The sequence below is a fragment of the Loktanella sp. PT4BL genome, assembly GCF_003201935.1.
Classification (GTDB): Bacteria; Pseudomonadota; Alphaproteobacteria; order Rhodobacterales; family Rhodobacteraceae; genus Yoonia.
This window is the reverse complement of the sequence record NZ_QJJL01000008.1, coordinates 38,069-56,728: the sequence shown is the minus strand read 5'-3', so window position 1 is coordinate 56,728 and position 18,660 is coordinate 38,069. Positions and strand designations below refer to the sequence as shown.

Annotated in this window: 17 protein-coding genes; 7 read left to right on the top strand and 10 right to left on the bottom strand. The window is 54.2% G+C overall.

The window, feature by feature from the left end; translation table 11 throughout:
• Positions 1-4: 4 nt before the first annotated feature.
• A complete protein-coding gene (gene cueR, locus C7964_RS17135) occupies positions 5-394 on the top strand; it encodes a Cu(I)-responsive transcriptional regulator (RefSeq protein ID WP_110280842.1) in 390 nt (129 codons plus the stop codon).
• 130 nt (positions 395-524) lie between these two features.
• Complete coding sequence (locus C7964_RS17130; RefSeq protein ID WP_110280841.1) at positions 525-1,934, top strand: fused MFS/spermidine synthase; 1,410 nt, start codon at positions 525-527, stop codon at positions 1,932-1,934.
• Positions 1,935-2,009: 75 nt separating this feature from the next.
• On the opposite strand, the gene C7964_RS17125 is transcribed toward C7964_RS17130, so the two are convergent.
• A complete protein-coding gene (locus tag C7964_RS17125) occupies positions 2,010-4,016 on the bottom strand; it encodes a protein-disulfide reductase DsbD family protein (RefSeq protein ID WP_083484428.1) in 2,007 nt (668 codons plus the stop codon).
• A 214-nt stretch (positions 4,017-4,230) separates the two neighbouring features.
• Between C7964_RS17125 and C7964_RS17120 the strand changes: the two genes are divergently transcribed.
• The gene (locus tag C7964_RS17120; protein ID WP_110280840.1) at positions 4,231-5,517 is read left to right on the top strand and encodes a multicopper oxidase family protein; all 1,287 of its coding nucleotides are present in this window, start codon (positions 4,231-4,233) and stop codon (positions 5,515-5,517) included.
• Between the two features lie 18 nt (positions 5,518-5,535).
• Here C7964_RS17120 and C7964_RS17115 read toward each other — a convergent pair whose 3' ends face one another.
• Entirely contained in the window at positions 5,536-5,769 is a 234-nt protein-coding gene (locus tag C7964_RS17115; protein ID WP_056037180.1) for an anti-sigma factor family protein, read from the bottom strand.
• 60 nt (positions 5,770-5,829) lie between these two features.
• On the bottom strand, positions 5,830-6,615 hold the full coding sequence (locus C7964_RS17110; RefSeq protein ID WP_110280838.1) for a DsbA family protein: 786 nt from the start codon (positions 6,613-6,615) through the stop codon (positions 5,830-5,832).
• A 170-nt stretch (positions 6,616-6,785) separates the two neighbouring features.
• Between C7964_RS17110 and C7964_RS17105 the strand changes: the two genes are divergently transcribed.
• The 4 genes from C7964_RS17105 to lgt all read left to right on the top strand — a co-directional run bounded on the left by C7964_RS17105 (position 6,786) and on the right by lgt (position 10,441).
• On the top strand, positions 6,786-8,114 hold the full coding sequence (locus C7964_RS17105; protein ID WP_110280837.1) for an APC family permease: 1,329 nt from the start codon (positions 6,786-6,788) through the stop codon (positions 8,112-8,114).
• 107 nt (positions 8,115-8,221) lie between these two features.
• Positions 8,222-8,713: a disulfide bond formation protein B gene (locus tag C7964_RS17100; protein ID WP_110280836.1), complete on the top strand. Its 492-nt coding sequence runs from the start codon at positions 8,222-8,224 to the stop codon at positions 8,711-8,713.
• A gap of 45 nt (positions 8,714-8,758) precedes the next feature.
• A complete protein-coding gene (locus C7964_RS17095) occupies positions 8,759-9,463 on the top strand; it encodes a DUF2182 domain-containing protein (protein ID WP_286164026.1) in 705 nt (234 codons plus the stop codon).
• 63 nt (positions 9,464-9,526) lie between these two features.
• Positions 9,527-10,441 carry a prolipoprotein diacylglyceryl transferase gene (gene lgt / locus C7964_RS17090; protein ID WP_110280835.1) on the top strand — a complete coding sequence of 305 codons (915 nt, stop codon included), beginning with the start codon at positions 9,527-9,529 and terminating at the stop codon, positions 10,439-10,441.
• Between the two features lie 51 nt (positions 10,442-10,492).
• Here lgt and mrdA read toward each other — a convergent pair whose 3' ends face one another.
• The 7 genes from mrdA to C7964_RS17055 all read right to left on the bottom strand — a co-directional run bounded on the left by mrdA (position 10,493) and on the right by C7964_RS17055 (position 18,659).
• Entirely contained in the window at positions 10,493-12,430 is a 1,938-nt protein-coding gene (gene mrdA, locus C7964_RS17085; RefSeq protein WP_110280834.1) for a penicillin-binding protein 2, read from the bottom strand.
• Between the two features lie 24 nt (positions 12,431-12,454).
• Positions 12,455-14,812 carry a heavy metal translocating P-type ATPase gene (locus C7964_RS17080; protein ID WP_110280833.1) on the bottom strand — a complete coding sequence of 786 codons (2,358 nt, stop codon included), beginning with the start codon at positions 14,810-14,812 and terminating at the stop codon, positions 12,455-12,457.
• A 137-nt stretch (positions 14,813-14,949) separates the two neighbouring features.
• Positions 14,950-15,513: a ubiquinol-cytochrome c reductase iron-sulfur subunit gene (gene petA, locus C7964_RS17075; protein ID WP_083484426.1), complete on the bottom strand. Its 564-nt coding sequence runs from the start codon at positions 15,511-15,513 to the stop codon at positions 14,950-14,952.
• An 89-nt stretch (positions 15,514-15,602) separates the two neighbouring features.
• Positions 15,603-16,277 carry a TVP38/TMEM64 family protein gene (locus C7964_RS17070; protein ID WP_083484425.1) on the bottom strand — a complete coding sequence of 225 codons (675 nt, stop codon included), beginning with the start codon at positions 16,275-16,277 and terminating at the stop codon, positions 15,603-15,605.
• Complete coding sequence (locus C7964_RS17065) at positions 16,267-16,671, bottom strand: DUF6010 family protein (RefSeq protein ID WP_110280832.1); 405 nt, start codon at positions 16,669-16,671, stop codon at positions 16,267-16,269. Before C7964_RS17065 ends, C7964_RS17070 begins: the two co-directional genes overlap by 11 nt.
• Positions 16,672-16,741: 70 nt before the next feature.
• The gene (locus C7964_RS17060; RefSeq protein WP_286164024.1) at positions 16,742-18,304 is read right to left on the bottom strand and encodes a multicopper oxidase domain-containing protein; all 1,563 of its coding nucleotides are present in this window, start codon (positions 18,302-18,304) and stop codon (positions 16,742-16,744) included.
• Positions 18,192-18,659: a rhodanese-like domain-containing protein gene (locus C7964_RS17055; protein ID WP_110280830.1), complete on the bottom strand. Its 468-nt coding sequence runs from the start codon at positions 18,657-18,659 to the stop codon at positions 18,192-18,194. Before C7964_RS17055 ends, C7964_RS17060 begins: the two co-directional genes overlap by 113 nt.
• Position 18,660: the final 1 nt, after the last annotated feature.

Below are 18,660 nucleotides of genomic sequence, written 5' to 3'. Positions count from 1 at the left end.
CACTATGAACATCGGAGAAGTATCTGAACGCTCAGGATTGCCGCCAAAGACAATCCGTTACTACGAAGACATCAATCTCGTCCGTCCGTTGAGGAGCGACAATGGTTACCGCAGTTTCCGTGAAAGCGACATTCACAAGCTGGCATTCTTGGGACGTGCGCGCGCCTTGGGGTTTTCTATCGAAGACTGCCGCACGTTGATGGATCTATACGAAGACGAGACGCGCGAGAGTGCACAAGTGAAAGCCGTCGCCAAAGAACATTTGGCTGAGATCGACAACAAAATTGCACAGCTGAAGTCGATGCGCGAGACACTGTCTCATCTGGTAGAGGCCTGTCAAGGCGACCACCGCCCGGATTGTCCGATTTTAAAGGATCTGTCGCGGGGCGTCTGACCGATCGTCGTAATCGCGCTAAATGCAGAAACTTGTTAGATATAATAGCGTTCTGCGGTTGGATTTGAGGGTGATTGTGGCTTGTATGATGACAATGTATCAGGCCGTGTGCACGAAATAGGGGGCTGTCATGCGGTTTTGGGAGACGGTCGGCCTTATTCTGGTGCTGTCCGCGGTTGGACTTACTTATGAAATTGCGGCTGGCCGCGTATTGGCCCCGTTTTTTGGGACGTCGCTGGTCACTTGGACCACTGTAATCGCGACGGTCTTAGCAGGGTTTTCGTTGGGTAGCGCACTCGGCGGGTTGATTGCAGAACGCGAGCGAGATGTCGCGGCGCAGATCGTCAGGAGAGCTCTGATAGCTACTGCATTGCTGATGGCGTTGTCACCGACAATCCTTTCGATACTGTATGGGCTAGGAGCGCGTAATACGGGTGGGATGATCCTGTCGGTTATCGTAGCGTTCTTTCCCGCGTCAGTGCTTGTCAGCTTTCCCTCTCCCTATTTGGCGAAGCTGGCTGTTGAGGCGCGGCCAGGACGAGAGGGATCATCGTTGGGCATCGTACTAGCGGCTGGTTCATTGGGCGCCATCGTAGGGGCGATTTTGGCAGGATTTGTGGCATTACCGCTCTTGGGTTCGGCACTGACCTTTGCAGGATGCGGTGCTATAGCTCTGTTATGCGTCCTTTTCGTGCGTGGCGGTCCGCAGTCTATACTCGGAGTGATCGCACCTGCTGGATTGATCATAGCATTAGGACTTACGAATGGGCCGGTCTGTCGATATGAATCGGGCTTATCCTGCATCGACGTCGGTCAGCGCAACGGTGAAGTTCGCCTATTTTCAGACCGCATTACGCAAGCGGCTGAGCGGATAAATTCTAACGGTGCTCGATCGCAAGAGGGCGCATTGGTTCTGCGTTATACGCAAATGCTATGGGCGCGCATGTCGCTTGATCTGCCTACAGATGCAAACGTACTCTTTGTGGGTGGCGGCGGGTATACGTTGCCAAGTCAGTTGTTGAGTATGCGCCCACTAGCACGAGCCGTAGCGGTCGAGATAGACCCGCTTATAACTGCAGTGGCGAAGGAAAACCTCCCTTGGGCCGGCTCTGTAATCCGAAATAACAGACGGCTCGAGATCGTTCATGCGGATGGGCGAAGGTTTATCAATGAAACAGAACGCCAGTTTGATGCGGTTGTTATGGATGCGTTTTCATCCGGATCTGTCCCCGCCCATCTGGTGACGCTGGAGACCTATCAGCGACTGCGCGAGATTGTCGCCGGACCAGTCTATGTGAACCTAATCGACAAGCCAGACGGACGGCTGGCCCGAGGCACTTTTGCCATCCTTTCGCAGCTTTATCCGCACGTATCCGCAGTCATGGGACCCGTTAGTGCGCGCGGCTACGCCAATACTATCCTGATAGCGTCTCCTGTACCGCTTCCGCCACTTGACGGAATGCCGAGTGAGTACATGGATACAACAATCACACCAAGCCGCCCATTTACAGACAATCGTGGCTGGATCGGGCATCGCTAGGTTTAACGAACACGCCTTCTGTCGCACCTCCGACAACCTTTACCGCATCATCATGTATTAGAAGAGAGCATGTGCTCAGCGCAAAGCAGCCTCGTCCAGGACTGCCATCACGGCGGCCGTTGATAACACCTCTGATAGAATGATCCCATCAGGCGCATTTGGCCCATACACAATATTGAACGGAATCCCAAAACGGTCATGAGACTCCAGATATCGCGAAATGGCGGGGTCGGAACGTGTCCAATCAGCTTGCATAGCGATGACATCGTTACCTTGAAGCCGGTCAAAAATAGGTGCGCGATCTAGGACCAATGCCTTGTTTGCCTTACAGGTCAGACACCAGTCTGCGGTAACATCGACGAAAACCGTCTTGCCTTGGGACACAAGGCGGGGGATCTCGCCACGGTCGAAGACGACCCAATCCTGATCAACCTGTTTCGCCTCTGCTGGCGAGGTCACGCTACCGGTCATGGCAAGACCGAAAATCGCGATGACGGTGAGTGAGACAACTCGGGTCAAGCTACCAATCTTTGGAATAGCTGCAATCGCCACGAAAAGGGTCGCCAAGCCAAGCAAAAATGCTGCGGCCTGCACCCCCGCTACGCCGCTTAGGACCCACAATAACCAAGCCGCCGTTGCCGCTAGAAGCAAGCCCAGAACCCATTTGATAACAACCATCCAGCGTCCAGGCTTTGGCATCAGTCTGATCAAGCCGGGCTTCCATGCAAAAAGGAGATAAGGCAGGGCGAGCCCAAGACCCAACGCCGTAAACACTACAATCACATCAACTGGCTGCCCTGTCAGGGCAAAGGCAACAGCTGTGCCAAGGAAGGGTGCAGAGCACGGTGTGGCCAATACGGCTGCGAAAGCACCTGTGGCAAAGTCCCCGCCATATCCTTCGCGCCCGCTAGATCGCGCTAGCCGCGTTTGCAATCCGGATGGCAATGAGATCTCGAATACGCCGAACAGATTTGCCGCAAAAACTGCGAGCACCAAAAACATGATCGTCAGGAATACAGGACTTTGAAACTGCACACCCCAGCCCACGGTGACCCCAACGGATTGCAGTGCCAGAATTGTAGCTGAGAGGACCCACATGAAGGCCAAGACGCCAAGAGCTGACATCAGGAAGCCGTAGCGGACTTGTTGCGCAGGTTTGTCAGCTTGGTTCAGCACTGACGTCAGCTTGATGGAAAGAACAGGCAGCACGCAGGGCATGACGTTTAGTATCAATCCACCCAGCAGCGCAAACATGGCGATTGTCATGATCTGAGACAGGTCGGGCCGACCCTCTGTCAGTGTGAAAGGTGCCTGCGGTACATCTTGCGACCAAGCTGGGTTTGCCGTGACAGAACGTGAGCCATCTGTCAGCGTTACCTGTACCAGTGGAACAACAGCATCGCGGGCGTAAAGGGGCAGCTTTGCCCATACTTCCGTTCCAGAACTATTGGTTCTGATATCAGGCTTACCAAAGGTGAAGCTAGGACCCATTTCAGGAAAAACATCCGGCGCAACAAAGCGGTTCTCGGAACTGGCAGTCACATAAAGCGCATCATCGGTGATGACTGCTGTTTCGACAACGATGTCGCTTGCAGCAGGGTCCAAGGGAACCTTGCGCGCGTACTCAGTAATCAGATCACCCGCATTCAGGTCGATCCCGACTCCAGCGGGCAGTGAAAGGCTTAAGGTGAAATCATGTGGAACACAGATTTCGGAGCATGTCAGCAAGGTTACGCTCGCGTTTAACAGCGCCGGCTCACCGGCTTCTTGCAAATGAATCTGAACAGGCAGGACAACCCGGTCGTGATAGCCGAAATTTTCGATGCCAAACGCGGTGAACCTCTCGGGGGCAGGCCATAGAATTTCTGCACTGGCAAGGTTCTGCGACCCATCCCAAGAAATTTGTGGTGGCAAACCAACCTCGCCCGGTGAGCGCCAGTATGCTTTCCAACCTTCCTCAAGTTTGAGGTCCAATCCAAGGGAAAGCGTCGTCGCATTGGGAGGAACCGCATTCTCCACCGAAATCAACCGCGCGGTTATAGCAGGGTTGGTGTAGGGTTCCGAGACCTCAGCCACTACCATGGATGCCCAGAGGATACTCAGAACCGTGAATAAGAAATTTCGGCTGGCAGACAGCATTGATGTGCTCGCTCAGGTGATGTGATCAGTCCCAGTGATATACCTGTCGTCCTTCAATGAAGAGTTCAGAAATGTATCAAAATGTCTGACTGATGCGGCCTTTCGGCAGGGCTCTATCTATGCTTTTTAGGTGCTGATCGAACCCAAAAGGTAGATGATGAACATCAATCGACGGCAGTTGCTTATTGGATTAAGTGCGGCAGCGCTGCCCCAGCCAATACTGGCGGCAGAAAGCAGCGTTATCTTACGTCCTACAAGAGTGGGGTTGTCGGTCAACGGGCGCATGATCGAGATGCTGGGTTTCAACAACTCTGTCCCTGGTCCAGAAATCAGGCTGCCTCAAAACGACACCCTATCGGCCCGCCTTGAGAACACGCTTGAGGAGGGGACCATGATCCATTGGCACGGTATCAGGCTTCCCAATACGATGGATGGCGTAAACGTCCTCACGCAGGACGCGGTCATACCGGGCGGCAGTTTTGACTACCGTTTCGCCGTGCCGGATGCAGGGACATTCTGGTATCACTCACATTATCTTTCCCTCGACCAAGTCAGCCGCGGCATGTTTGGACCTTTGATTGTTGAAGAGCGTAACCCACCTGACGTCGATCAAGACATCACGATCCAGCTTTTAGATATTCTCACCGACGCAGAAGGCAATTTCGACCGTGCGTTTCATCCAGCTCACTACACGACAGAGGGGCGGCTTGGTGATGTCATGACGGCCTTTTCATCATCATCTCAGACGCGTGTTGGTGAGCGATTGCGCCTGCGGTTGATCAATCCGTCAGTTGATCGGGTGTTCAAGATCGCACTCCAAGGGTTGTCCGGCGTGGTCGTCGCACTTGACGGCATGCCACTGGCGGAACCGCAGCTACTGAGCGAACTGGTCTTAGCGCCGGGGCAACGCGTCGATGTGATTGGAGATGTTGAAGCAGATGTTCATGTTCTTGAGCAATCAGCATCCAAACCATTGTTGCTGACCAAGATCAGCCCATCCGGTTCCCGCGACGAAAGACAGACGGCATTCGCACCATTGCCACCAAACCGCCTGCCGCAGCCCGGCCGTATCACGCAAAGCGTTGATCTTGTGATGCAAGGCGGGGCAGGGGGAAAACCACATGGCGGCTTTGGCAGTTGGGCCTTGAACGATGTAAGTGGCCTGCCGCGGCAGCCGATCATATCGGCAGGGCGTGGTGAAACAGTCCTTATTCGACTGCGCAATGATACGGCTTTTCCGCACGGTATTCATCTACATGGTCATCATTTTTGGGAAACCGACGAAAGCCAAGCGCCGACGGTCCTGCGCGACACGACGCTTGTTGAAGCAGGAGAAAGCCGAGAGATACTCTGTGTCCTCGACAATCCCGGCGCATGGTTGATTCATTGTCATATGTTGAGCCATCAAGAAGACGGCATGGCCACCTGGTTGCTGGTCGCGTAGCCTCAGGATGATGTGCGGCTAGTCTTTAGCGGCGATAGGCGTTTGCCAAATTGTGCTGATAAGCCGAGCAGAAACTGGCTCGTCGAGCATGGCGGCAAATTCGCTGCGCGCTACCGCATTCGCCTCACACAGCTGTTGCAGTTCTGCGCGCAGATGAGTGTCTATCAGCAAGGCTTTTTCGAGCATTTCAGTCTCTGCTTCGGTCAACTCACCATCGAGAAAGGCGCTAAGTTGTTCGCTGTTTCGCGTCAATTCAATACCCCCGTAATTAGCGTTCCGGCTTGGTCCTGCGTCGGTATTTCTGGTGACATGTCACGCATAATTGCACTGCTCAGCCCACCCTTCTTCACGCTCCAACGCTATGATCCTCATAATCATTGAATCGCTGACTTGACCCTGAACAACCGTGCGCCCAATCACGAGGGCAGGCGTTCCCACTAGTGCCAACGCACGCGACAATGCGGCGCTGTTTTCCAATTCCTGAGAAACCGCTGTGCTATCGATGTCTGCGAGCAATTGTTCCTCATCGATTTCTAGATCTTGGGATAATCGGGCCAAGTATTCTGGGTTTGCGACAAATGGCGTTTTCATCAGCCTTTCATGAAACGCGACATATGCACCTTGTCGCTTGGCAGCCAAAGCTGCTTTTGCTGCAAGGCTGGACCCTTCTCCGAGTAAAGGAAGCTCATGCCATGCGACAGATATTTCATTACCTTTGGACTTGACGATATCTGCAAGGCGCTTTGTTTGGATTCTGCAAAACGGGCAATAATAGTCTGAAAAAGACGCAACGGGAACTTGCCCTGTCGTGAGGTCAAGTTCACCATATAATGCCCGACAGACGTTTTCACCGACCCGCGCATCTGCCCGTAGTTTCGCTTCATTTATGGCTACAGAATCGCTATCGCCCATTCCTGCAAAGGGGTCGAAAGAACCGCCACTTGTCTCACCCGCAACGAATTTACGAAATCCAATCGGCCGATCTAAGTCCACCAATTGAAGCTCTTGCGGTATTAGGTTTGGGCCGTACCTGAGCGCAGCATAACCCGCCACAACCGCTGATAGCGTGATCAGAGTGCTGCGCTTTTTCTCGTCCACACTGCGCCTCGTTTTAGAAAAATAAGCCCGTTTTCTATAGGCTTGTGAAGGTCATTTGATCAACTTTACATATCGATACAAAACAGTCGGTTCGACTGGGTTACGCCGCGTTGCCCCGGCTTCTAGGATAGTGCTTCTTAGCAACCGAGACCCAGAGCGAGTGACGCCAGATGGACCATGATCATTCGAACAAGCCGCAAAGTGATGATCGCATAACCCTCAGCAGTGCTGTTGCGATGGGAACAGGCGTCATGATTGGCGCGGGTATCTTTGCGCTTACGGGCCAAATTGCGCAGCTCGCCGGACCGATTTTTCCTTTGGCATTCATTGCCGGCGCAATTGTGACCAGTTTCAGCGCCTACAGCTATATCAAGATGTCAAACGCTTGGCCTTCATCAGGTGGTATCGCGATGATACTGCAAAAGGCTTATGGGTCCGGGGCCATTGCTGCGGCCGCGGCACTCCTGATGGCGATATCTATGGTGATCGCAGAGAGCTTGGTCGCACGTACGTTTGCGACTTATGTTTTGAGGCCATTTGGAATCTCTGACGGACCTCTCATACCGGTGCTCGCGGTAGGCGTCATCGTCTTTGCCTTCATTGTGAACAAATTTGGGAGTAGATCGGTCGGTGCACTGTCTCTCGTGATGGCATTTTTGAAGATAGGGGGTATCGCCCTGTTCGGCATTGCGGCGCTGTGGGCGGGTGGATTTTCCTTCGCAGCCGAAACCGAAGCAACATTCGAAGGTGATGTAATCGGTTTTGTCGCATCCGTCGCTCTTGCCATTCTCGCCTTCAAGGGTTTCACGACGATTACCAACAGCGGTGGAGAGATCGTGGATCCGCATCGCAACGTTGGCCGGACGATCATGATCTCTATTGCCATATGCGTTGTCGTATACTTGCTCGTGGCATTTGCTGTCGGTTCGAGCCTAACCATTGATGAAATCATCGCTGCAAAGGACTATTCGCTCGCCGAGGCCGCGGCACCTGTTTTGGGACAGACCGGATTCTACTTCACAGTGGTTTTGGCAGCAATAGCAACCGCCTCTGGCGTCTTGGCCAGCGTGTTTGCAGTGTCTCGCATGCTCACGATGCTGACAGACATGAAAATGATCCCACATCGGCATTTTGGCATGTCGGGGCCGATCCAAGGTCATATGCTGGTCTATACGGTCGTCGTGGCTTCATTTTTGGCGGTGTTTTTTGACTTGTCCCGTATTGCGTCGCTAGGTGCATTTTTCTATCTTGTGATGGACATGATCGTACATTGGGGCGTGTGGCGATTTATGCGTCACGAGATCAAGGCAAACGGGCTAGTCATCCTTACTGCATTGGCTCTTGATGCGGTTGTGCTGGCGGCATTCACAATAATGAAGCTGAGATCAGACCCCGCCATTGTGGTCATCGCCATCGTTTCAATCATGACAGTATTTGCGCTTCAAAGGATCTATCTGTCCCGCTGGATCGCACCGGCACAAGAAAGTGCGCATCGATGATTACAAATCGTTACAAAACTCTCTGTGTTCAAAGAGTTCGAGGCATGGACGATAGCTCATTTCTAAACCATCTTCGCGCCTGATCAAATTCACCTGAGCAGTTTTTCATGACTTACAAATCGCACCACATTGCACTGCTGGCATCTGCAGGCTCACTATTCTTGCTCACGGGCGCTTGGATCTTCCAAGCGCTTGGATACGCGCCTTGCGCCATGTGCATTTGGCAGCGGTATCCGCATGCAATTGCCATTCTCTTGGGTCTGTTGGTCCTCTTCGGTCTACGACACATCGGAGTGTATGTATTTGGCGCACTTGCAGCGGCAACGACCGCTGGCCTAGGGCTTTATCACACAGGTGTCGAACGCAACTGGTGGGAAGGGCCAAGTACCTGCACAGGGTCAGGTTCAGACATGTCCAGCATGACTGCAGATCAATTGCTATCGACTGCGGAGCCCTTGAACATGGTCCTATGCGATGAAGTCGTCTGGGAGTTTCTTAGCCTTTCGATGGCAAGTTGGAATGCGATTTTTAGCCTGATGATCGCGGTCTTCTGGGTTATCGCTGCAGTATTGGCTTACCGTTCGCGTGCATCTGTCTGAGGCGCAGTTCCGCGCAATTGACCCCCTAACAAACGGACACGGCTTGTGCAGCAAATAATACTTCGAAACACATTTTGGTTGGGGTTCTTTGCAATTGTGCTGTGGGCTTGGTGGGTCATGTTCAGCATGACAATCGCGCCAATGTCGATGATGCCTAGCAAGTATCTGGGTCTCTTCTCAATGTGGGCGATCATGATGGCGGCGATGATGGGCCCAACATTTGTGCCAACCATGCGCGCATATGAAGACCTGATTACATCGGCCGATGGGAGCAGATCAGGTTCAGTCGGCGTGGTCCTGGGCTTCTTTGTTGTTTGGGTCGGTTTCGCGGGGTTGATCGCATTCGCGCAGTATCGGCTGATCGAAGTTGGCGTGCTAACGGCTATGGGACAGTCCGTATCGAAGTATTTCTCTGCGGCCCTCCTGCTTTCCGCCGGTGTCTACCAGTTTACCGCACTGAAGGATCGATGCTTGGATCACTGCAGGTCGCCGACATTCCAATTTCTCGCACACTGGCGGACAGGTTTCTCTGGCGGAGCCTACATGGGATTGCATCATGGCGCCTATTGCGTCGCCTGTTGCTGGGGTTTGATGGTCATTGGTTTTGTTGGCGGCGTCATGGACTTGCTTTGGATGGGGGGTGCGACGCTTTTGATGACTTTGGAAAAGCTCCCTCAGGTGGGTAGATACCTGACGCGGCCACTCGGCGTGGGCCTGATCTCTTGGAGCATCTTCACCCTCATTCAATGAGGGGCATCACGGGCCAGCAAGTCGGCCATGCCCGCGCCTCAATCTTTAAGAAACGAAGGACCAATGATGATCGGCTATCTTCCATTTCCTGATATTGGGACCGAGATATTTGCGCTTGAGCTGGGTGGATTTCGACTGGCACTGCGCTGGTATGCGCTTGCTTACATCGTTGGGCTCTTTGTTGGTTGGCGCATTTGTGCACGGACTATCAGCCGTGCCGATTTCTGGGCAAAGGCTGGACCACCGTTTTTGAAGCGGCAATTGGAAGATTTGTTCACCTGGATCGTCGCGGGCGTAATTATCGGGGGGCGGCTGGGATTTGTTCTGTTTTACCAGCCAGAATACTATCTGCAGAACCCACTGGAAATCCTGATGGTATGGCAAGGTGGCATGTCATTTCACGGGGGATTTCTCGGCGTCGTTCTCTCAACGCTAATCTTCTGTCATCGGCAAGGTGTCGCTGTCCTGCCGACAGCAGATCTTTTGGCAATCGCCACACCACCCGGTCTTTTCCTGGGGCGGGTAGCGAACTTCACCAACAACGAGCTGTGGGGGCGGCCGACCGATCTGCCATGGGGTGTAGCATTCCCCGGCGAGGTGGCGCAGGCCTGTCCCGGGGTTGTTGGTGTTTGCGCACGGCACCCGTCTCAACTTTACGAAGCAATTCTTGAAGGTTTGATCCTCGGAGCATTGCTCCTATTTCTGGCTTGGCTGCGCGGTTGGTTGCGTACCCCCGGTCGGCTTACCGGAGTGTTTCTGCTAGGTTATGGAAGTTCTCGCGTTTTCGTCGAGTTTTTCCGACAACCCGACATGCAGTTTGTCACGCCAGACAATCCGATCGGCTATGCACTGCTCTGGGGAAACTGGGGCATCACGATGGGGCAGAGCCTCTCCATTCCAATGATCTTGATTGGTGTTGTATTGATCCTGTGGCCTGTTCTTGGACAAAGGAAGGCAGGGCTAGCGAACCAACCCTAGCGCGGCGCCGACCATTTCTTCAATGATACTCATCTGTAGAGGAGTGAACCGTCATGTACGGTCGCTTATTTCACCTTCCATCATGACCCGCCCGCGCACCCGCTCTTGCTGTTCTAAAATGTATGGCCTCTGTCTCTCGGGATAGGCTTCAAGCGGCGGTCGACCATCATAAAGCGCTTGCAGCATGATATCCCGCGCGATTGGTGCAGCCGCACCTGATCCGCTTCCGCCATGTTCAATTACCACGGCGATGCTGTACTTGGGGTTCTCGATAGGCGCGAACCCAACGAACAACGCATGATCCCTTCGTTCCCAAGCCAAGTCTTCGTTCCGAATAATGCCAAGCGCGCGCTCCTCTGCCGTGATCCGGCGCACTTGGCTCGTCCCAGTCTTGCCTGCTAGATCGTATCCTGTCGAAAGCACGCGTGAACCGTAGGCGGTACCTCGGTTGTGATTAACAACATCCGCCATTGCGGCGCGGCAGCGTCTTAGGGCATTTTCATTGATCGGAAGTCTTTCTGCTTCGGGCGGCGGCTCAGTCCAAAGTAACGATTTCACCAATCGCGGTGTGATGTCCTTCCCCGACGCAAGGCGCGCCGTCATGATCGCGAGTTGTAGCGGAGAGGCCAAAACATATCCCTGACCGATTGATGCGTTGACAGTGTCACCCACCCTCCACGTTTCATCGCGCACGCTTCGTTTCCACGTGCGCGTCGGATTGAGGCCTTCGGCTACCGCTGACAGCGGCAAGTCAGGACGCACGCCGATACCAAACCGGGCCGCCATCTGCGATATCGCGTCAATCCCGACGCGTTGGCTGATCTCATAGTAATAACTGTCACACGACTGCTTCAGGCTTTCGTGTAGGTTCATGTTCCCATGCCCGCCACGCTTCCAACAATGGAAACGTGTTTCACCTACATCCACAAATCCGGGGCAATAGATAGTCTCTTCTGGTGCCACGACACCCGCCTCAAGAGCTGCAAGGGCAACGATCATCTTGTAAGTTGATCCTGGCGGATAGGTCCCTTGAAAGGCTTTGGCTGCCAAAGGGCGGTATGGATCCTCGTTCAGGGCGGTCCAATTCTCTACCGAAATCCCCCGGACAAACTGATTTGGGTCAAAGGTTGGAGCAGATGCAATGCATCGCAGTTCTCCGGTCTCGATGTCCATGACCACGGCGCTCGCGCTTTCGCCCGCAAGGCGCGCCTGTGCGAAACTTTGCAAGGATGTGTCGATCGTAAGCTGCACATCTGGACCAGCCGTGCTGTCAATTTGGCCGAGTTCACGTATGACTCGCCCATTCGCATTTACCTCGACTTGGCGTGTTCCAGCAACACCTCTTAAGGATCGGTCGAGCTTGTTTTCTACGCCTGTTTTGCCAATCTGATACCTTGGTATCCGCAAAAGTGGATCGGGGTCATTTGTTCGGCCAAGATCGTAGTCACTTACCGGGCCCACATAGCCGACGACATGGGCCAGATCGGCCCCAAGAGGATATAGACGGGAAAGTCCCACCTCTGAACGTACGCCGGGCAGTGCCGGTGCATTGATGTTAATGAAAGCGACTTCGTCCCAAGACAAACGTTCCTTCAGTGTGACAGGGATGAATGGTGCCTTCTGTTCCATCTCAGAAAGGGCGCGCGCGATGTCGTCGGGATCGAGTTCGATCGCGTTCGCCAGCCTTGCAATTGCTTCAACCGGGTCACCAGCCTCTTCGCGTGTGATGACCAAACGATAGTTCTGTTCGTTCTCGGCAAGCAGGATGCCGTTGCGATCAAAGATCAGGCCACGCGATGGAGGAATGAGTTGAACGTTGATACGGTTTTCTTCGGCCAGAAGCCGGTACTGATCTGCGTTCTCGATCTGGAGTGAACGCATGCGCCATCCGATAATGCCCAGCACGCCGATCTGACCCATCCCAACAATGAGCGCGCGCCTTGAGACACCTCTGAACTGCTGGATTTGATCTTTAGTACTGCGGACCATGGAACCTTACCACGCATTCGGCTCCTAAAGCTTGACACGTCGCAAACGCAAAGCGTTCGCAATCACAGACACTGATGACAGGCTCATTGCTGCCGCCGCAATCATTGGAGACAGCAGCAATCCAAAAAACGGGTAAAGAATACCTGCGGCAACCGGGACACCAGCGGTGTTGTAGGCAAATGCAAAAAACAGGTTCTGCTTGATGTTGCGTACTGTTGCTCTCGCCAGTTTCCGCGCACGCACAAGACCAACCAAATCGCCACCAAGCAGCGTGATACCAGCGCTTTCCACCGCGACATCGGCACCTGTACCCATGGCAATCCCAACATCAGCGGCCGCAAGGGCAGGGGCATCGTTGACGCCGTCGCCCGCCATCGCGACTTGTGCACCGCTCTTTCGGAGCTTATCGACCAGATCCTTCTTATCCTCTGGCAGAACGCCAGCGTAAACTTCATCAATCCCCAGCTTTTTCGCGACCGCATCAGCTGTTTTCTGGTTGTCCCCCGTGGCCATAATGACCCGAAGCCCAAGACGATGAAGATCTTCGATCGCGCCTGCTGCGGTTTCCTTGATCGGATCGGCCACGGCCACGATTCCTGCGAATTTTCCATCAACCGCGACAAACATTGCCGTCTTCCCCGCCGCTCGAAGATCATCTGCGGTATTCTCCGCAAGTGTATGATCTACACCGATTTCGTGCATCATGGCTGGGTTCCCCAACGCAACGTCATGGTCTCGCACCCGACCTTGCACCCCTTTACCGGTGACGGCTTCAAATTCTGTTGCGTTTCCTAACGATAAGCCGCGCTCGCGTGCCCCTTCAACAATAGCTTCAGCTAAGGGGTGTTCTGATCCGCGCTCCAGTGCCGCGGCGAGGGCGAGCACATCGCTTTCTGACTGATCACCAGTCACCACAACATCCGTTAGCTTTGGACGTCCTCGGGTCAGCGTGCCAGTCTTGTCGACGATAACGGTATCAACCCGTGCTATCCGTTCGAGCGCCTCGGCATCTTTGATGAGAACACCGGCTTGCGCCCCCCGGCCAGCCGCTGTGGTGATTGAGATCGGCGTGGCCAAACCTAATGCGCAAGGGCAGGCGATGATTAGGACTGAAACGGCGGCCGTCACCGCAAAGGCCAACGCCGGATCAGGCCCGAACGTGAGCCAAACGAAGAACGAAACAATAGCGATCAGTACAACGGTTGGGACAAAAACCGATGAGACGCGGTCGGCCAATCCCTGAATAGGTGCGCGCGACCGTTTCGCCCCCGCAACCATATCCACAATCTGCGAAAGAACCGTGTCCGCCCCAACTTGCGTCGCGCGAATTGCCAAGGTGCCGTTCTTATTCAATGTCCCGCCCGTGACGCGATCACCTTCACCTTTTTCAACGGGCAAAGGTTCACCCGTGATCATGCTTTCATCGATTGAAGAGCGTCCTTCAATTACTTCGGCATCCACGGGAATGCTATCGCCTGGACGGACCCGCAACATATCCCCCTCAATGATATGTTCTAATGGTGCGTCATATTCCGTGCCATCGGGCAGGATGCGACGCGCCGTCTTGGGAGCTAGATCAAGCAAGGCTCGAATTGCGTCTCCGGTCCGTTCCCGCGCACGAAGTTCAAGCACTTGGCCAACAAAGATCAATGTAACGATGACGACCGCTGCTTCGTAGTAGGTGCCTACGCTCTCGCCCGTGCGATATTCATCGGGGAATATTCCGGGAAGGAAAGTCGCCGCCAGCGAATAGAGATACGCCGCACCAACGCCGAGCGCGATTAACGTCCACATGTTTGGCGACACGTTCTTGATCGAGTCTATACCCCTTCTGAAAAAGGGAAGTGCGGCCCAGAGTATGATTGGCGTGGCCAGTAGAAATTCGATGTAGATGGCTGTTTGATGGCCAATCCAATCACGTACCTGCAAGCCGACAAGCTCACCCATCGTCAATATGACCAACGGTACGGCAGCGACTGCACTGATCCACATGCGTCTGGTAAAGTCAGTCAATTCCTCGGAGGGTTCATCTGAAGGCACCATTGGCTCAAGTGCCATCCCACAAATGGGGCAGGCGCCTGGAGCATCCTTCAGGATCTCCGGGTGCATGGGACACGTCCATTGCGTGCCTGTCTCATCGACCATCTGTGTATTACGAGCATTTCCAGATGCATAGAAATAGGGATCTGCAGCAAACTTGGTTTCGCAGTTTTCAGAACAAAAATGGAAGCGCTCTCTGTCATAATCAGCGTGTCGGGTGCTTTCATTCACTTCGACAGTCATGCCACAGACCGGATCGGTATCTGTCTTGGCGCTTTTGGGCACTTGGGCTTGGAGATGCCCGTGATCGTGTCCCTGTTCGTGTTGGTGATCATTAGCCATTATCATAGTCCTTCACGTGCTTGACACTCACGAAGTTACTCATTCCAGCAACAGGAAGGTCAAGGCGGGTGGTCTTCTCCAATTGTATCATTTCGTAACGGCGACACCGCTACTCGCGATTTCCAGACAGAGACGGGTCAACCCAAAGTCAAAACCAGATCGTCTGAAACTGACATAACTGGAATATGCAGGTTTTCTGGTGCTGGCCCTTTTCGTATGCGACCGGCAGTATCGTAGTGAGATCCGTGGCAGGGGCAGAACCAGCCGCCAAAGTCTCCGGCCCTGTTGCCAAGCGGCACGCAGCCAAGGTGCGTACATACACCGATCATGACCAAAAAAGCGTCATGTCCGGGCACAACCCTATTGGCATCCGAAGCAGTATCCTCGCCAATCAGGTTGGGGTTTCTAGCGCTTGTATCCGGCAAGTCGCTGAGGTCCTCCGCACGCGCCTGATTGACTTCCTCCTCGGTCCGATGGCGAATGAATACGGGCTTTCCAGACAGCATGATCGTAAGTTGGGTACCGGGTTCAACACTGGACACATCAACCCTAATACTCGACAAAGCGAGGACATCCGCCGATGGGTTCATCTGATTGACTAAGGGCCATATGGCCGCGCCAGCGGCAACGGTGCCTGCACCGGCAGTCGCATAATAAAGAAAATCACGTCGTGCGGGGCTGGCGTCTAAATCACTTTCCATGATTCGATGCTACATCGTTCCCCCACAGGAAGGTCAATGCTATCGGCGAAGACAGTCCTCAGACTGGAGCAGGCGAAACACTGTGCGCTTCACTGCGTTTTTGCCCGACTGTTGCGGTGCCAAAGAGCACCCAATATGAACGGAGCAGCAGTCATAAGTCCCAAGCCCAGAACAATCCATTCGGACGTGCCGAAATCGCCCGACATCGCCTCTGCGCCAAAGTGCGCGAGAAGGAAGCTGGCAGGCAAAATGCCTGCCAGTGTTGCGACCAGAAAGCGCCACAAATGCAACCGACTGAGCCCAGCCGCATAGCTCATCGCGTCGAACGAAATGAACGGCAATAGGCGGGAACCAAAGACCGTCAGCATCAACCAGTTTTGCGAGCCAAGCAGGCCATAAGTTGCTTTGTCACCAAGCCAGCGCTCAACTTGATCGCGTGCGAAGTAGCGTGCGATCAGGAAGGCAACTAAAGCTCCCAGCTCTGACCCAATGGCTACATAGATGGCACCGGCCACATGGCCGTATGCAGCACCACTGACCAATGCAATTGGCGCGCTGGGGATCGGGCTTGCCACAACTGCGGCCATCATCAAAACAATGATTAGAACAGGGCCCCACGGCCCAGCGAGAGCGATCCAGCCTTCAATGGTCTCACGGTCAATCTGGGGCATATACCCTAGGACCCATGCGCCAATAGCGGCAGCAACCGCAACAACGAAGAGCCAGAAACCCATCCGGCGAAAATTCTCATTCTTAGAAGGCATAGAGCATCACCAGAAAAAAGGCTGCTGAGAGGTCGTAAATCACACAGAACGGAATGTACCAACGCGGGACGCGGGCCCCGACAATTGGTTTATGATGCAGTAAATCCCAAATCGCATGCAGGGCCAAGCCGAGCGGGATCGCGATCCAATGCCACAATAGACCTGCCAGTGCAGCCATGCCAAAAAGGACAGCCACCAGAAGCTCCAACGCTAGTGTTTTGCTGTCGCTTGCCTGTGCTCCAAAACCGATGTAGGCACCTCCAATCATGCCCAACGTGACTGCCGCAATCGCAATCGAAACATCTTGCGTGACGACAAAGTGCACCGGTGCCGAGACGATAAAAAGCAAACCACCAAGAAGGGCCGGGCGGCGGACGTGAAATTCTGATTCCATTGTGCATTCTCATTAAATTCTGGAATCACCTTTGCGGGTTCCAGTCAGGGGAGGGTCAAGGACGAAATGCCTAACTGACGCTAAATTGGCCCATCATCCCGCCATCTTCGTGTTCCAGAATGTGACAGTGGTACATATACGGCGCGGATCGTGAGGCCAGTTTTTCAAACCTTACGGCTAACTCCACTTGACCATTGACCAATACGGTATCTTTCCACCCACGGTTCTCCGGCCTTGGCCGCTGTCCGTTTTCCGAAAGCACTTGAAAACGAACGCCGTGAATGTGGAATGGATGCATCATCAGGTCCCCTTGAACGATCCAGCGTTCGAGACTGTTATGTGCCACGGCGAAGTTGAGCGCTGATTCATCAAAAGCAGCATTGTTGATTGAAAACTGCTCGTTGGATCGTGTCATCATCATGCCCATTCCCATGGACATATCGAGCGAAAACCCCCTGACTGATGCGCCAGTAATATCCAGGTTTGGCAAAGCACCATCAAGGCTATCGGGCAGGCCGTCGATCCGTGTAGGAAGCGTGGTATCGATGGCGAATGGCAGAACCACAAACTGGCCGCCAGAACGCCCACCCATCATCCCACCCATTGCAGAATTTGCAATGTTTTCGGAAACAAGTGAGCAATTGGTACCACTTGTGAAATCGACAAGGACCTCTGCGCGCTCACCAGGAGCAAGGACAAAGGCATTGAGTGCGACGGGGCGGTCGAGATAGCCGCCATCAGTGGCGATCAGATGCATGGGCCGGTTGTCCGAAAGTGAAAGCCTATAAATCCGCGCGTTGGAGCCATTGACAAGACGACACCGCACAATCCCCTTTGGCACGACGGCAGTGGCACCTACTTGTCCATTCACCAGCATCGTATCGCCCAGAAAGCCATTCATGGCGTCATGCATGCCGCTGTTATATGTCATACGCCCGCGCCGGTTGAACTGGCGGTCTTGCAAAACAAGGGTCAGATCGTCGATCCCGTAAGCAGATGGCAGTCCGCGTCTGTCGTCCTGTCCGTCGGTGACATGTAACACACCGGCAAGTCCGAACATCACCTGTTCCGCCGTCGTCCCATGGACGTGACTATGATACCATGCCGTAGCTGGAGGCTGATCCAAGGATAAAACAGGACGCCAACTCTGTCCGGGCGCGATCGCTTGATGTGGCCCGCCGTCAACGTCGCCCGGAACAAGCAATCCATGCCAGTGAGCTGACACCGGTGCGCGCAGCTGATTTTCGACCTCGGCTTGCGTGTCTGCGCCAGTCATCAACCGCAGTGTTGGCCCCAGATAGTCTTGATTGTAACCGAGCGTGTCAGTGGTCGCGCCACCGTTGAAACGTGTTTTTCCAGCTTGCGCCCGCAATCGAAACCGCTGTGATCTGGTCGCATCCAAAAGCGGTGGATAAGTGAGGTGCTCACGCGTCTGAGCGGCAAGTTGTACAGGAAGTGCAGCCACAGCACCGAAACTGGCGCCACAAAGCAAAGCTTGTCTTCGGTTCAGCATCACCTGCTCACACAAGGCCGGCTGGCAACGCTGCCAGTGCCGTTTCAACATCAACAATGGGAAGACCAGCCGCGATCCAACCTGGTCCCAATGATGACCCCAGCATGCCTTCGGAAACATCAATGAACCCCGTATATCCAGCCTGTCTCAGACTGCGCATCACGCTGCCTGATCGCCCGCCAGTCGCGCAAGTCAGGGCAACGGGTCGCCCATCTGCCAGTTCTCGCGCGGCAAAGAGGCGGTCAGGAAACCGGTCTTCGTGCAAACTAATCGTCCATGCGCCTTCTGCCACGCCAGTCTCGTCCCACTCCGCGCGTGAACGCACGTCAATCAAACGGATCTGGTCAGCCTTAAGCGCCTCATATGCTTGGCCTACCGACCAAATCTCAGATGACTGCGCTAACCCGAGCGATGGCGCAACTGCGGTTGCAACCAACGTCGTCACTACCTTACGGCGGGTGAGAAAGTGTGCCATT

Excerpts from the sequence above, each read along its gene's own strand:
- cueR (WP_110280842.1), top strand. The coding sequence starts at position 5 with ATGAACATCGGAGAAGTATCTGAACGCTCAGGATTGCCGCCAAAGACA.
- C7964_RS17130 (WP_110280841.1), top strand. The coding sequence starts at position 525 with ATGCGGTTTTGGGAGACGGTCGGCCTTATTCTGGTGCTGTCCGCGGTT.
- C7964_RS17125 (WP_083484428.1), bottom strand. The coding sequence starts at position 4,016 with ATGGTAGTGGCTGAGGTCTCGGAACCCTACACCAACCCTGCTATAACC.
- C7964_RS17120 (WP_110280840.1), top strand. The coding sequence starts at position 4,231 with ATGAACATCAATCGACGGCAGTTGCTTATTGGATTAAGTGCGGCAGCG.
- C7964_RS17105 (WP_110280837.1), top strand. The coding sequence starts at position 6,786 with ATGGACCATGATCATTCGAACAAGCCGCAAAGTGATGATCGCATAACC.
- C7964_RS17100 (WP_110280836.1), top strand. The coding sequence starts at position 8,222 with ATGACTTACAAATCGCACCACATTGCACTGCTGGCATCTGCAGGCTCA.
- lgt (WP_110280835.1), top strand. The coding sequence starts at position 9,527 with ATGATGATCGGCTATCTTCCATTTCCTGATATTGGGACCGAGATATTT.
- mrdA (WP_110280834.1), bottom strand. The coding sequence starts at position 12,430 with ATGGTCCGCAGTACTAAAGATCAAATCCAGCAGTTCAGAGGTGTCTCA.
- C7964_RS17080 (WP_110280833.1), bottom strand. The coding sequence starts at position 14,812 with ATGGCTAATGATCACCAACACGAACAGGGACACGATCACGGGCATCTC.
- petA (WP_083484426.1), bottom strand. The coding sequence starts at position 15,513 with ATGGAAAGTGATTTAGACGCCAGCCCCGCACGACGTGATTTTCTTTAT.
- C7964_RS17070 (WP_083484425.1), bottom strand. The coding sequence starts at position 16,277 with ATGCCTTCTAAGAATGAGAATTTTCGCCGGATGGGTTTCTGGCTCTTC.
- C7964_RS17065 (WP_110280832.1), bottom strand. The coding sequence starts at position 16,671 with ATGGAATCAGAATTTCACGTCCGCCGCCCGGCCCTTCTTGGTGGTTTG.
- C7964_RS17060 (WP_286164024.1), bottom strand. The coding sequence starts at position 18,304 with ATGTTTCCGAAGGCATGCTGGGGTCATCATTGGGACCAGGTTGGATCG.
- C7964_RS17055 (WP_110280830.1), bottom strand. The coding sequence starts at position 18,659 with ATGGCACACTTTCTCACCCGCCGTAAGGTAGTGACGACGTTGGTTGCA.